This window comes from Aquirufa sp. ROCK-SH2 (assembly GCF_054558315.1).
In genome coordinates, this window is record NZ_JBPXKB010000004.1 from 159,667 (window position 1) to 174,539 (window position 14,873).

14 protein-coding genes are annotated in these 14,873 nt (G+C 34.9%); 7 read left to right on the forward strand and 7 right to left on the reverse strand.

Features of this window, described 5'->3' with window-relative positions; all coding sequences use genetic code 11:
* Positions 1-60 precede the first annotated feature (60 nt).
* The gene (locus V7S79_RS10460; RefSeq protein ID WP_459490538.1) at positions 61-1,002 is read left to right on the forward strand and encodes a hypothetical protein; all 942 of its coding nucleotides are present in this window, start codon (positions 61-63) and stop codon (positions 1,000-1,002) included.
* 4 nt (positions 1,003-1,006) lie between these two features.
* On the forward strand, positions 1,007-2,260 hold the full coding sequence (rocD, locus tag V7S79_RS10465; RefSeq protein ID WP_459490539.1) for an ornithine--oxo-acid transaminase: 1,254 nt from the start codon (positions 1,007-1,009) through the stop codon (positions 2,258-2,260).
* Here the strand turns inward: rocD and V7S79_RS10470 are convergent.
* Positions 2,227-3,159 carry a patatin-like phospholipase family protein gene (locus tag V7S79_RS10470; protein ID WP_459490540.1) on the reverse strand — a complete coding sequence of 311 codons (933 nt, stop codon included), beginning with the start codon at positions 3,157-3,159 and terminating at the stop codon, positions 2,227-2,229. The genes rocD and V7S79_RS10470 overlap by 34 nt on opposite strands.
* Positions 3,160-3,264: 105 nt before the next feature.
* On the opposite strand from V7S79_RS10470, the gene V7S79_RS10475 reads away from it, so the two are divergent.
* A complete protein-coding gene (locus tag V7S79_RS10475; protein WP_459490541.1) occupies positions 3,265-4,239 on the forward strand; it encodes a polyprenyl synthetase family protein in 975 nt (324 codons plus the stop codon).
* A 108-nt stretch (positions 4,240-4,347) separates the two neighbouring features.
* Here the strand turns inward: V7S79_RS10475 and V7S79_RS10480 are convergent, their stop codons facing one another.
* From V7S79_RS10480 to V7S79_RS10505, 6 genes are all read right to left on the reverse strand, one after another.
* Positions 4,348-6,993, reverse strand: coding sequence for a TonB-dependent receptor (locus V7S79_RS10480; protein ID WP_459490542.1), 2,646 nt, complete (start codon positions 6,991-6,993; stop codon positions 4,348-4,350).
* Positions 6,994-6,997: 4 nt separating this feature from the next.
* Entirely contained in the window at positions 6,998-7,843 is an 846-nt protein-coding gene (locus tag V7S79_RS10485) for a GLPGLI family protein (RefSeq protein WP_459490543.1), read from the reverse strand.
* Between the two features lie 60 nt (positions 7,844-7,903).
* Entirely contained in the window at positions 7,904-8,170 is a 267-nt protein-coding gene (locus V7S79_RS10490; RefSeq protein ID WP_459490544.1) for a hypothetical protein, read from the reverse strand.
* Positions 8,171-8,367: 197 nt separating this feature from the next.
* Entirely contained in the window at positions 8,368-9,249 is an 882-nt protein-coding gene (locus V7S79_RS10495; RefSeq protein ID WP_459490545.1) for an NAD kinase, read from the reverse strand.
* A 2-nt stretch (positions 9,250-9,251) separates the two neighbouring features.
* Complete coding sequence (locus tag V7S79_RS10500; RefSeq protein ID WP_459490546.1) at positions 9,252-9,914, reverse strand: CBS domain-containing protein; 663 nt, start codon at positions 9,912-9,914, stop codon at positions 9,252-9,254.
* A gap of 2 nt (positions 9,915-9,916) precedes the next feature.
* Positions 9,917-10,678 carry an alpha/beta fold hydrolase gene (locus tag V7S79_RS10505; RefSeq protein ID WP_459490547.1) on the reverse strand — a complete coding sequence of 254 codons (762 nt, stop codon included), beginning with the start codon at positions 10,676-10,678 and terminating at the stop codon, positions 9,917-9,919.
* Positions 10,679-10,821: 143 nt separating this feature from the next.
* Here V7S79_RS10505 and V7S79_RS10510 point away from each other — a divergent pair, with 143 nt between their 5' ends.
* From V7S79_RS10510 to V7S79_RS10525, 4 genes are all read left to right on the forward strand, one after another.
* Positions 10,822-12,009 carry an FAD-dependent oxidoreductase gene (locus V7S79_RS10510; protein WP_459490548.1) on the forward strand — a complete coding sequence of 396 codons (1,188 nt, stop codon included), beginning with the start codon at positions 10,822-10,824 and terminating at the stop codon, positions 12,007-12,009.
* Positions 12,010-12,096: 87 nt separating this feature from the next.
* The gene (locus V7S79_RS10515; RefSeq protein ID WP_459490549.1) at positions 12,097-13,416 is read left to right on the forward strand and encodes a vanadium-dependent haloperoxidase; all 1,320 of its coding nucleotides are present in this window, start codon (positions 12,097-12,099) and stop codon (positions 13,414-13,416) included.
* Positions 13,413-13,802 (forward strand): group III truncated hemoglobin, encoded by a 390-nt coding sequence (locus V7S79_RS10520; protein WP_459490550.1) that lies wholly within the window; start codon positions 13,413-13,415, stop codon positions 13,800-13,802. Before V7S79_RS10515 ends, V7S79_RS10520 begins: the two co-directional genes overlap by 4 nt.
* Positions 13,803-13,806: 4 nt before the next feature.
* On the forward strand, positions 13,807-14,583 hold the full coding sequence (locus tag V7S79_RS10525; RefSeq protein WP_459490551.1) for an enoyl-CoA hydratase/isomerase family protein: 777 nt from the start codon (positions 13,807-13,809) through the stop codon (positions 14,581-14,583).
* Positions 14,584-14,873: the final 290 nt, after the last annotated feature.

Genomic DNA, 14,873 nt, shown 5'->3' on the forward strand with positions numbered 1-14,873 from the left:
TAATTGTAATTTCGAAAAAGAATTTCAAAAATTAAACCCTTAAAAATCAATTTATTCCAAATGGAAAACTCAAACAACACGTCAAAAATAGCCCTTATTGTATTGGCTGTTTTGACTGCCGTCCTAGGTGTATTATATTACCGTTCTAATGATTTAGCCAAATCTCAAGCTACTACCATCGAGGAAAAAGCAACAGAATTAGCTAATACTCGTTCTAAATTGGATTCTATTTCGACTCAATTAGAAAGCAAAATCGCTGAAATCAAGTCTTTAGGTGGTCAAGTAGAAGACTTAGAGGCATTGAAAGTGCAATTGGAGCAAGATAAAGCTTCTTTGAAAAAATCTAATCATGCAACAATTGAATCTTATACCGCTAAAATCAAAGAATATGATTTGGTTTTAAGTCAAAAAGATGCTGAAATTGTTGAATTGAAAAGACAAAATGGAATCTTAACAGAAGATAATAAAGTTTTAGTAACGAAAAATGAAACATTGAACAGTGAAAACACAGGTTTGAAAACTCAAAATCAAACTTTGAATGACACAATAAGTTCAGTTGCTGCACGAAATAAAGAATTAGCAAGAAAAGTTAGTATTGGTGCTGCATTGAAAGCTCAAGGTCTAAAAGTAACTACCGTTAAAGCGAATGGTAAGGAATTGGAAAGATCTAAATTCAATGGCAAAAAGATTGAGAAATTAAAAATCAGTTTTAGCTTGGCACAAAATCCAATTACAAAATTGGAGACAAAAACTATTTTTCTAAGAGTATTGGATGGAGAAGGTGCTATCATTTCTGATGAAGCAGCTGGTTCTGGAAAATTCACTTTAGATGGTAAAGAAATGGTTTTCACCAACAAGCAAAACATCACTTATTCAAACGATAATCAAAATGTTGATATTCTTTTTAACCGTGGTGGTGTAGCTTACAAACCTGGAAAATACAGTGTTGAGCTGTATTCAGAAGGTTTTAAAATTGGTACAGGATCATTTGAAGTAAAATAATCACATGCGTAGCCAAGATTTTATTGATTTAGAATTAAATTTTGGAGCTCATAATTATCACCCCCTTCCCCTTGTTTTATCCAAAGGGTTGGGGGTTTTTGTTTGGGACGTTGAAGAAAATAAATACTTAGACTTTTTGTCTGCCTATAGTGCTGTTAACCAAGGACATTGTCATCCTCGACTGATCGATGCAATGACTCGTCAAATTCAACGTTTGACATTAAGTTCTCGGGCTTTTTACAACGACCAATTGGGATTAATAGAGAAAAAATTAGCCAAAAAATTCGGTTATGACAAAGTCTTGATGATGAATACTGGTGTAGAAGCTGGCGAAACAGCTTTGAAACTTTGCAGAAAATGGGCTTATGAAGTAAAAGGAATTCCACCTAATCAGGCAAAAATAATTGTAGCCGAGGGGAATTTTTGGGGAAGAACCATTGCAGCCATTTCAGCCTCTACCGACCCAAGTAGTTTTCATAATTTTGGTCCCTTTTTAGAAGGATACATCAAAATACCATACAATGATTTGCCTTCTTTGGAGGAAGCCCTGAAAGACCCATTTGTCGCTGGATTCATGATTGAGCCCATTCAAGGAGAAGCAGGAGTTATCATTTCTGACAAAGGTTATTTATCTCAAGCGAATGATTTGTGTAAAAAAGCCAATGTCTTATTTATTGCCGATGAAATCCAAACTGGCTTAGGAAGGACTGGTGCTTGGCTAGCTTGCCACCACGAACAGGTACAGCCTGATATCCTATTGTTGGGTAAAGCTCTTTCTGGAGGTTTTATGCCCGTATCCGCCGTTTTGGCTAATAATGAAATCATGTTAACCATCAAGCCAGGCGAACATGGATCCACTTTCGGGGGAAATCCATTGGCATGCGCTGTCGCATCAGAAGCATTAGACATCCTAGAGGATGAAAAATTAGCAGAAAATGCACGACTACGTGGTGAACAACTCACAAAAGGTTTAAAGGAAATTCAAGATAAATATCCTATTATTCAATCAATTAGAGGCAAGGGGCTGCTTTGTGCGATAGAGATCAACACCGATGAAGAAAGCACTATGGCATGGGAAATTTGTATTGAATTAATGAAAAATGGCCTTTTGGCAAAACCAACACACGGAAATAAAATTCGATTAGCACCTCCACTTTGCATTACGCAAGATGAAATAAATACTGCTTTGGAAATAATTGAAAAATCAATCGCGCCTTTCGCTAATTATTCCAACGGAATTTCTTTGCCCATGGCATAACCTACTTCCAATAACCTACGAATATCAAATTTGTTAAACGTTTGAATATCAATATTAATCGGGTGCTTAGGTCTAACTACGCTAATCTTTACCCTTTTTTTTCCTTTGTGAGGCCCAGACAAGGCTTCAGAGCCGTCTTTTGGTAAGGAATCGTTGATTAAAACAGATTCTTTAATATCCGCGTTTAAAATTTCATTAACTGCAATATCCATCACTCGGTCTACCAAAGCTAATAAATCACCTGTATCAAAAAATCCACCTTCTATGCCTTCTGTATGGCAACAGATGCAAACAATATTTGTTCCTCCATCTAAAAGTGCACGTTGTAAGGGGGCAACATCTCTCAAACCACCATCTAAAAAACTTAGTCGATTTTCTCGATTAATTTTTACGACGGGCATTAAAATAGGGACCGCTGATGAAGCCATTAGGTAATCATAGAAATGCTCAAAAGAAGGATCTACATAATGTATTCCTCCATCTATAATGTTCACGGCACCAATTTTTAAGCCAATGGGGCTCGCATGCAGATTTCGCATGCTGAGCATATCTTCTACTAAATTTCTTAAAGGTTTGGTACTAACCAATCCTCTGAATTTTTTCGTCAAAGCTGTCCATCCTAACTCAAAAAGTCCCAAAGGTTTAGAAAGACAATCTGGTCGAGTGATTCTTGTCTCCCAAAAATCCCATAAGTCCAAACCCGCTTGTGCGGCATTTATTGGCTCTCCAGAAATTTGTTGTAAACCAAATTGATTAACTAGAAAGGAAGCATTTAAACTCCCAGCCGAAACCCCATAAATCGCATCTGGTTGATATCCTTTTTCAAACAATGCTTTGATCACCCCTGCTTGAAATGCGCCTTTTACCGAACCTCCAGCTAGCACTAAAATGTTACTCATAAAAATCGAATATTTGAGTTTAAAATAACAAATATCACATAAATGTGATTAAATTTACCGAATATTCAAGCCTGCCTAAGGCGGAAATTTACTAAAAAATCAATTATGTCACTTTCCCTTTCTAAAATTCAAGCCCCCATCGCAGAGCCGATGAAAGCATTTGAAGGGAAATTCAGACAATTCATGAAAACCAAAGTAATGCTTTTGGATACCATCATGAATTACATCGTTCAAAGAAAAGGCAAGCAGATGCGTCCGATGTTTGTATTTCTTTCAGCGGCATGCTTTGGTGAAATAAATGAAAAGACCTATCGAGGTGCTGCATTAATTGAACTTTTGCACACGGCAACCCTAGTCCATGATGACGTAGTAGACGACTCCAATTACCGAAGAGGATTTTTCTCGGTCAATGCTATTTGGAAAAATAAAATTGCTGTTTTAGTGGGTGATTATTTATTGTCCAAAGGACTTTTACTTTCTATTGAAAATAAGGATTTTGAATTATTAAGTTCAGTTTCTACTGCAGTCAGAGAAATGTCAGAGGGTGAATTATTGCAGATGGAAAAGGCAAGAAAATTAGATATCACAGAAGATATTTATTTTGAAATTATTCGTAAAAAAACGGCTACATTGATTGCCTCATGCTGTGCAGTGGGAGCCCAATCAACATTAGCAACCGAAGAATTGATCCATCAAGCAAGAACTTTTGGAGAAAAAGTAGGATTGGCTTTTCAAATCAAAGATGATTTATTTGATTATGGTGAAGATGAAATTGGTAAGCCACTTGGTATAGATATCAAAGAAAAGAAAATGACGCTTCCCTTGATTTATGCCTTGCAAAATACCGATCGAAAAACGCGAAAAAACATTATTTCGATCATCAAGAATGAATCTGAAAATCCCCAAAAGGTAAAAGAAGTAATCGATTTTGTGAAATCTACGGGCGGCTTATCTTATGCCACTCAGAAAATGAATGAAATCGCCAACGAAGCCAGACTCATCTTGGCTAATTTCCCGGAGTCAATCTACCGACAATCTTTAGGTGATTTGTTGAGTTATACGATAGAGAGAGTTAAGTGAGGTAAGAGGTAAGAGGTATGAGGTAAGAGGTAAGAGGTAAGAGGTAAAAGGTTTTTTCTCTCTTCTCTTTTCTCTTTCCTCTTTCCTCTCTTCTTTCTCCTCTCTTCTTCAAAACTCCAAATTCGCTGTTAGCATCCAATATCCGGGTAACAAACTACTTTGAAAAATCTGTGTAGAGTAACTTGTATTGCTAATTTGTGTAAAATGCGTTTGGTTTAAAATGTTTTTACCTAACAGTGCTACTTTTATGGCTTTAGTAGACTTGATTTTATGTTCAATTTTGAAATCAAGAAAAGAGAAGGAACTTGAATCTGATAAGTTGGGTCGATAATATTCCCAAACTAACCATGCCGAATAAGCTTTATACGGATGAATAATGAGCTTGAAAGAATTATTCAATGAGGTATTTATGTTTTCATTATCTTGATTCTCGTATTCAAAAAATTGATAGATAAATTTATTATCTATGTCGAACAAGTGCTTTCGCATGGTTCGAATTCCAAAAGTGCCCAGGTAAGAAAATTGCTTATTTTCTCTCAATCCCGTTGAATTTATTTCATTGAAATTATTTCCCCAGCCGATATTTGAGCTATGGCTAATATTCCATTTTAGTTCATACAAGTATTTATCAAAAGTGTAATTCCCATTCATGAATTGATTACTTTTTGGAGACTGGAAATAGATCATTTTTGTAAAGTTGTCATTGATGGAAATATTTGAGATGAAAGAGTTTTTACTGTTCAAATAGGAAAAAATAAAGCTTTGGTTAATGCCCTTCGATAAATTATCTTTCCTATATCCAATTGAAATGTGATTGTTCGCCACTAAATCCAAAGCTACTTTGTTTTGAATGGTACTTCTATTTTGATTCACGACTTGGTTGATGAATAAGTAGTTTTCAGGGATGGTTGATTTGTCTAATTTCCATGAGAGCATCAATTTTGTGTCATTTGAAAAATCATTGAACACATCCAAATGAACACCTAAAAAATCAGACTCACTCTGTATATTTTCTGTGCTTACATATTCTTTGAAATGTTGTATCCATTTGTTAGCACTTAGATCAAAAATAATTTTCCATTTTTTTCGATCGTAATTCAAAATGGCTTGTTGGGTAAATTTAGATTTTTCATAATGATTATCATTTAGAAAATTAGGTACTTGTATATCGTTTTCTGATAAATAAGAACGAAATCGTAAGCCATCAGTTTGGTATTTGATAACGTAATTCAAGTTGAAATTTGCCAGTTTTTTAATCCAATTGAATTTATATAAGCTGCTATTTTTATTGAAATGGCTCGATTGATAATTGCTAAATGTATTTTGAGAATTTGAAAATGAAAAATTCTGAATGGGTTGGAAAATTTGAGGGGAAGAATTGTTAGACCATTGAGCAATGAATTGAAACAAATTTTGTTTGTATTTTTGGCTATAATCTATTTTTTGGTTCCATAAAAAATCCCTACTGAGTAATGACGTTTTTAAAGGGTTGAGTCCATTTTTTGAGAAGTCGATATCGTTAAATACTTCTTCATCTCCAAGGTTCATATACCATTCAAAGTGTCGTTTGGTTCCTAGGTTATGAATCAACTTTAGTTCAAATTCTTGATGTAAAGGGCTTTTTGAACTTGTAGTTTTGTCTTTGTATTCTGTGATTTGCTGTTGGACGGTATATTGTTGCGTTGAAAATTCTTCATTCCAAAGTTGATCCTTTAAGATAAACATATTTGCCCTTAAACTCCATCGGTCATTAAATTTATAAATGGTATTGATGTTGCTATTTTTTTGATCGTTAATGTTACTTCTTCTTTCTGATAAGCTACTATTTTGAAATTTATTGTTGATCAATTTTGGTGCTGAAGCGGAGTTTTCTTCATTGATTTGATTCGGTGTAGTATTAAAAAAGTTAAATGCGGATGAGTTCATCCCTATATTGTTATAGGAGAAAGTTGCGAAAGTTTTAGATTTTGGTGAAACCGCAATTAGATTCAATCCCAAATCTAATGCTAACTTATTTCCTCCACCAATTCCCACATATTCATTTTTAGATAAATCCCATTTTCCTTTTTTAAGTTTTAAATTGAGGGCAGTGGTTTTTGAATCCTCCATGCCCTTAAATAATGGATTCGCATGGAAATTGTCGATGGCCTCTATTTTTTCGATCATATCGGCAGAAATATTTTTGGTCGCTGTCGAATATCGATAACCAAAGAGGTCATCACCATCCAATTGAACTGCCTCCACACGCTTTCCAAGGTATTTCAAGCTCCCGTCATCCTCATTTACTTCTACACCAGGTAATTTTCTTAAAACATCTTCTACATTCCTTTCCGTACCATCTCTAAAAGCTTTGACGGAATAAACGGTGGTGTCTCCCCTTTGTTCAAATCGTTTGTTTTCAGATACTATAACTTCATTTAGAATTTGATTTTTTTCATCTAATAGGATCTTGAATTCGTAGATTTTGTTTTTTTGAGGTTGTAAAATACTGTCCAATTGAATCGAATAATTGAAGGCTGTAAATTCCAAATAGAGAGCCTCTTTATATGTATTCGCTAATTCGAAAGAAAATTCTCCCGTATCTTTTCCAATGAAAAATTCCTCAAAATCAACATTGTTCTTCTGTGATTTTATCAAAATAGTTGCATTAGAAATAGCTTTTCCATTCAAAGAATGGATGGTGCCTTGAATTCGTTGAGAATAAAGACTGAAATGGAAAGTACAGAGACAAAAAAATAGGTAGATGGCCTTCAATACATCAAAGTTTAATGGACTCTAGGGCAGAAGCGATATTTATTGGGAGATCCAATATGGCACCATAAAATTCGTTATTTGCCAATATAAATTTTAGCTCTCCAGAAGAATCGATGCCTTGATCTACTTTGAATTTTGCGATTTCATTGGCCATGAAAACTTTTTTGCCTACAATACGCTTGAGCATCATTTTTTCATACTCCGTATAACTTTGTATTTTTTTGTTTGATAAGTATTTTTTTATGGATTGATGGCTGGTATCTGTGGTTTCAAGTTCCATGGACTTAAATATTATTTTGCAATATTTTTCAGCTTCTTGCACTTCTAGGATTAATCCAGGTAGTCCATTTAATTTCAAAGGGCCAAACGAAATGGGTATTTTTGTGGTGTACCACACAGTGAATTTTCGGCCGTTTTTTTCAATAAGAGCTTTTTTACAAGGATAATTTTGGATGATTTTTGATTCATTAATTAATTTCCATCCGCCCATTTTATTTTCTTGCTCATAAAGTAACTCCTTCCCATCTTCAAAGGGGAAACGCGCAATTGATTTATGTTGATTAGAGAAGAAAAAAGTAGAAATAGAATCATTATCTACATAATAGGCTTGTTTGGGGGCCTCTTGTGTTGAATGATTGATGAATTCATTTGGGGTATTTTCAGGCTGAAACAGGCCATTGGGTCTTGGGTCAACTATTCGAAAGCTAGCTTCATTTTCGTGGATAAATAAAAAACTTGGACTTTGAAATCCAACATCATCTAGGTATGAATAAGTGATTTTAACGGTTTTTTGTGCAAATGCTCCTTGGCCAATAAAATAGAAGAAAAGGAGGTAGTGGTATTTTTTCATCAAAGTAGAATAGCTAAAAAGGGGGCATAAGCCCCCTTGGTAATATGAGATAAATGGTATTTATTTTTTTCTTCTCGTTAGAATCATAATTTTTCCTTTCATTAAAAAATCATGCGCGATGGCAGCATACGTGCAGTTCATGTCTCCATAGCCACACATAATCACCCCTAAATAATTTGTTCCTCCCCAATACAAACAGCAAGCGTCTGAAGTATTATTGACTAATTTTTTACTTTCAATTTTTTCAGATTTGTTAGCGGCGAAAGTTCCAAAAGCAAGCATTTGTAATGTAAATAAAATTCCTAGAGTAATTTTCAACTTTTTCATCTTAGTAATGGTTTTAGAATAAAGTACCTATTTTAAAGGATTTAGGTTTTACCTATCGTTGCAACTGATGATGTAAAGTTTCACTTCTTTTTTGAAAAAAGATAGCGTGTTTGGTACCAAAAAAGTACCAAAGAAGTACCAATTTGTATTAGAAACGTTCAATATTATATTTGTATAATGAAATTGTTAAGAAAAAATCAATTCCTAACATCCAATCCCCAATTTAATTTATTCCGAAGGGTTTTGAGGAAATCATCTCCTGGGATTTTCACTAATTTGGCTGGAAATGCTTCTTTTTGAACTTCGATGGCATATTGACTGTCCACCACTTTGGATCTTGAGTCGAGTGAAACAAGGAAATTTTGGCTGCGACTACTTACTTCGAAGCGTAACTTTGATTCGTTGGAAACGACTAATGGGCGTACATTTAAATTATGTGGACTCATCGGAGCGATGATGAAATTTTCAGACGAAGGCATAACCAAGGGGCCTCCAACGGAAAGCGAATAACCTGTTGAGCCGGTTGCTGTAGATACAATTAATCCATCTGCCCAATACGTATTTAAATAATTACCATCCACGAATGCTTTAATAACAATCATAGATGAAGTATCCGTTTTCATGATACCTACTTCATTCAAGCCGAATGAGGTGTTTTTGAACAAATCTAATTCAGATTTAACGCTTACTAAGGATCTATCTTCAATTCTGTAGTTTCCATGTAAGCAATTATCTAATGCAGCACTTACGTCGGGTGGAGATAAGGTTGCTAAGAATCCTAATCTACCTGTATTGATACCTAAAATAGGTGTTTGTTTTGATCCTGTATGAGTTAATGTTTCCAAAAGCGTACCATCTCCACCAATGCTCCATATCATATCTACCTGATCAGGGCCTTGGGTTTCTTGGTAAATAGGCATGTCACCTACTTGGAAATCATGTTCTAGTAAATGCTTTTTAAAGCTTTCCGATAAAGTAATTTGACAATTTTTATCCAAGATATCCTTCCACAGTTTTTCCATCAGAGGCAATGTGTCCGCTGCGAATTTCTTACCATGTATGGCTAATTTTAAACTCAAAATTATGGATTTAAATATTTCATTAATAAATCAAAACGCTGTGCTTCCACTTCTTGCGTTTGTCTTCCAAACATAAATGCTTTTTCTACCATAAAACCATGTCTTTCTAAACTTTGGATTAAAGTAGCAAATTGATTGCATTGGACTTGAATAACCATTTCAGGGATTGATTGCTCTTTCGTTTTTAAATAGGAACGAACTATCAGCCCTTTTTCTTCTTCAATGATTCGGGCAATTTGACTAAACGAATCTCTTTGAATATGAAATGGTAGTCGAATAACTCCTCCTTGATCTGAATTAAATCCTGTAGCAAACAATTCTTTTTGGAGTGTATCCCAAGTTAAATAACCTTGCCATTGATTTTTTTCGTCTGTCACAGCAAGCAAATCATATCCACTTTTATCGAAAACGGGAATACTAGCCAATAAATCTTCTTCTGTTTCCATTTTCCAGCTGGAAAATGTTGACTGAATATCTTTTAACCTGATTTCAGGTGAACCCGATTGTAACAAAATAGACTGATCAATATTTCCGATGAAAATTTTGTTATCGACAACAGCTAATGCTGTTTTTTTAGATTTATTTAAGGTATTTAATGCTTTTTGAACAGTATCTTGAAGATTCAGTGTTGGGAAATCAAAAGAAAGGTAGGATAAAATCATCATGGTTATACCGGATTATTTTCTAGCCACTTGTCTAATATTGCATTAAATTCTAGGGGTCTTTCCATCATTGGTGCATGACAACATTTATCAATGAAGTGTAATTCCGAGCCTTTAATCAAAGAATTAAATTCATGTCCAACTTGTGGTGGAGTTATAGTATCGTTCAATCCCCAAATTAACAAAGTAGGCCTTGTAATACGAACAATGTCTTTTGCCATATTGTTCCTTTGTGCCGATTTTGCGATGGCGATGATTCTTAAAACTTTTGGAATGCTATTCGTGATTTCAAAAACTTCGTCTACTAAGTCTTTACTGGCTGTTTTTGGGTCATAGAACGTATATTCTACTCTTTCTTTGATGTATTCGTAATTTCCTCTTTTAGGATAAGAGCCACCCATCGAATTTTCGAATAATCCAGACGAACCCGTTAAAATCAATCTTTGTACTTTTTCTTGATGCTTCAATGTGTAAATTAAAGCGACATGACCGCCCAATGAATTTCCAATGATACTGAATTTTTCTAAATTCATGTGCGATACGAAGCCTTCAATAAATACCGTTAAACCTTCGCAACCTGCCTCTTTAATAGGCATTTCATGAATTGGCATTAAGGGAATAATGACACGATATTGCTTTTTGAAATGTTCAATAACGCCTTCCCAATTGCTTAAGGCACCAAATAAACCATGAAGTAGCAATAAAATTTCGCCATCACCCTCATCGATAAATTTGTACTCTTTCTCAGCCTTAATTGTGTAATTCATTCTAAGGAATCCATTTAATCTGCAAAGTAATAAAAAAGACGTTAAACTTTTGTAAGTATTCGCGGTTTGTTCAAATTTTAAACAAAGTTGGGCAATAAATGTTTACAAAATGTTATTATTTTGTTTTTTTGAATTTCAAACTCATGCCAAATAGCGAAGTGACTCAGCCTGTCATTATTATAGGTGCAGGAATTGCAGGATTGCAAGCTGCTTTTCAGTTAGAACAACAATCTATTCCCTATCTATTGATCGAGCAATCGGATAAAGTAGGTGGACGAATTCAAACTGACCTATTGGATGGTTATTTACTTGATCATGGATTTCAAGTATTGCAAACCTCTTATTTGGGAGTTCAAAGGAATTTTTATTTAACTGCTTTGAAGCTGAGATTTTTTGAGTCTGGTGCACATGTTTGGATTGGCGATCAGTTCGTTCCGTTTTTAAATCCTTTAAAAAGACCCTTCGATTTTATTAAGGCCTTGAAAGAAGGAGTGCTTACCATATCAGATTCAATTAAATTAGCTCGACTTTGGTTAAAAATTCAAGGTGACATAAAGCCAATCGGGGCCGCTAAATTAGATGTGAATCAATATATCCAACAATTAAATTTTTCAAAAAATTTTTACGAACGATTCATTTTCCCTTTTTTCGCTGGTGTATTTTTAGATCCTAATTTTCAACAACCAGCTTCGCTTTTTGATTTTTATTTGAAGCAATTTTTGGAAGGACAAGCTGCCTTGCCAGAAAATGGGATAAAAGCTTTGGCAGAGCAATTGTTGCATAGATTGAATCCTGATTCAGTTTTGCTCAATACCCTAATTGTCAAAATAGATACAAATGAAGTACAACTTGCTTCAGGAAAGAAAATTACTTTTTCAAACTTAAAATTGGCTTGTGACGCAAAAGGCGCTGCTCAATTATTGGGAGTGGAGTTGGATGCAGATTCTTTTAATGCATGCACTACGTATTATTTTTCTGCGGATGAATTTCCGAATGATGCTCCTTTGATTCATTTACTGCCTAAAAATTCTGGAGCTATCCTGCATTTTTCTTGTTTGAGTAATATTCAAGCATCCTATGCCCCCAAAGGTAAAAAGTTGATATCGGTAACAAGTTTGTCCCATGGAATTTCTTCCCAAGAAATTGCCAAAGAATTGGAATTATATACCGGTCAATTGAAAGGTTTGAAATTTTTAAAGTCTTATTTTATTCCTCATGCATTACCTCGAGTAGGCCAATTTGAATCATTGAAGAAAGCTGCTGCCGATCGAAATATAACTTTGTTGGGAGATTATGCTGGTTTTCCTTCTTTGCAATCTGCTTTTCAATAGTTTTGGGTTCATGATAAATATGTAAGGGATTGAGAATTCTAATCTCATTATTTTGTAAATTGCAAAATAATTAATCCCTTAAGTACAATGAAAAGTTTAATTCTTTTAAGCTTGTTTACACTGACTATTGTTTCCTGCCAAACAAAAAGTTCAGATTATCAAAAAGCAGCTGCCAATCCAGAATTTTTAATTCGTTCTGAAGTTATGTTAACGCAAAGTATCATTCATGATATTTTTGCACCTCCTGTTTCTTCGAGAATATATATGTATGCTAGTATCGCAGCCTATGAGGCAGCACTGCCTGGAGAAAAAGGATACCAGTCTTTGGTAGGCCAATTAAATGGTTTTGAAAAAGTAGCAAAACCTGAGCCAGGTCAAGAATATTGTTATCCATTGGCTTCGGTAAGGGCTTTTTTGAAGGTTGGTAAAAACCTAACATTTGCTCAAGAATTATATGATGAATTTGATAAAAAAATGGAGGAAGATTACCTGAAAACAGGCATTCCTTCGGATGTTTATGATCGATCCATTGCATTTGGAGATTCAGTCGCAGAATCAATCATGAAATATGCTGCAAAAGATAATTACAAACAAACAAGAGGTTTTCGATATACCGTGACTAATTTACCAGGAACTTGGACGCCCACTCCACCAGCTTATATTGATGCTGTAGAGCCATATTGGACTAAAATCCGTCCAGCGGTTTTGGATTCATCGGGTCAATACAAAGCACCTAAGCCTTCAAAATTTGATTTAACGAAAGGCAGTCCTTATTATAAAGAAGTAATGGATGTTTATGAAGTTGTCAATCATTTGACAAATGAGCAAAGAGATATTGCCAATTTTTGGGATTGCAATCCTTTCAAAATGAATATTTCTGGACATGCCATGTTTGCCACAAAGAAAATGTCGCCAGGTGGTCACTGGTTAGGAATTGTTGGGCAAGTTGCACGTCAATTGAAAAAGTCACACATGGAAACTGCTGAAGCATTAGTGATGACTTCCATCGCTATTTTTGATGGTTTCATTACTTGTTGGGATGAAAAATATCGTTCTATACGAATCAGACCTGAAACTGTGATTAATGCAAGCATTGATAAAGCCTGGTTGCCTGTTTTACAAACACCTCCTTTTCCAGAATATACTTCTGGCCATAGTACGATTTCGGGATCTGCTTCTACTGTTTTGACAAAGGTTTTAGGGGATAATATTGCATTTTCAGATTCGACAGAAATACCTTATGGTTTGCCTCCTCGTAAATTCACTTCTTTTTTACAAGCCGCTGATGAGGCTTCTATTTCACGATTATATGGTGGAATTCATTTTAGACCTGCTTTGGATGAAGGAATTAAGCAAGGTAAATTAGTTGGAAATTATGTGCTTGCAAATGTGAAAACAAGAAAATGAAAAGAGACATTGAAACCAAAGAGGATATCAAAGTTTTCGTAGATTCTTTCTACAAAAATATGTCTTCGGATGATTTGGTTGGGCATGTGTTTATCGATGTTGCCAAAGTAGATTGGTCTCATCATCTGCCTAAAATGTACGATTTTTGGGAAATGCTCTTGTTGGATGGATCTAGTTACCGAGGTGCACCGATGCAACCACATTTGAAAGTGAATCAAATGGAACCCTTAACTCCAGCACATTTTGAACATTGGATTGAACTATTTAACAACAATTTAGACGCCTTGTTCGAAGGTCCCAAAACGGAAGAGGCAAAGTTGAAAGCTAAAAATATTGCGTTAACTTGGTTATATAAATTTGAAATGATCAATCATCCTAAACCATAATTCCATGGGCTATCAATTTTTGACGCTAGAGAAACATGCAAATATTTGGACCTTGAAGTTGAAAAGGGAAGAAGTTTTTAATGCATTGAACGCAGGATTGATTCATGAAATCAGAGACGTGGCTGAAAAAGCTCAAATTTCTGATGAAATGCGTGTATTAGTGATTACAGGAATTGGTAAAGCATTTTGTTCTGGCGCTGATTTAAAGGCGGGTTTGGTGGATCCAGATTTGGGCAATGTATTAAGGGAAACCTATAACCCAATGATATTGGCATTGAGAAATTTAGAAAAGCCAATCATTGCCGCTGTTAATGGTCCCGCCGCTGGAGCAGGTTGTAGCCTAGCTTTGGCATGTGATGTAATCATTGCGAAAGAGTCGGCCTATTTTTCAGAATTATTTGTGCAAATTGGATTGACTTTAGATGCAGGTAGTACCGCATTTTTGATGCAAACTGTGGGTTATCATAAAGCATTCGAAATCGCATCGAGTGGTAGAAAAATTTCTGCAGAAGAGGCGAAACAATTGGGCTGGGTCATGGAAGTTATTCAAGATGTGGATTGGGAGGAGCGAGTGAAGCAGATTGCCCAAGATTATGCCAATAAGCCTACAAGAGCCTTAGCTTTAATGAAAGCTGCTTTTCAAAAGGTGGGTACATTAAATTTAGAAAAAGCCCTAGAATTAGAGGCTGAGTGTCAATCGATAGCCGGACAAACATCAGATTTCTCGGAGGGAGTCATGGCATTTCTTCAAAAGCGGATTCCCGTATATTCAGGTAAGTGAAAAGTAGAATTAAGAATGTAGAATTAATAATTGTACTTTTTAAAGAATTATTTTTTTCATATATAGTTAACATTGCCTTAATATTTAGTAATATTTTAGGAATTACCTTTGAATTAGGCATTAAGTTGCTTAAATTTCTAATGATGTAACCTATTTTTTAGGGTTTCATTACACCATTATAAATGAAAAAAATTCAATCAATTAACTCACAAAACTTTTATTATGAAAAAAAAGTTACAAAATCAGCATTGGCGATTTTCTAAAAATGCCAGTTGTCTGACGCAATTACG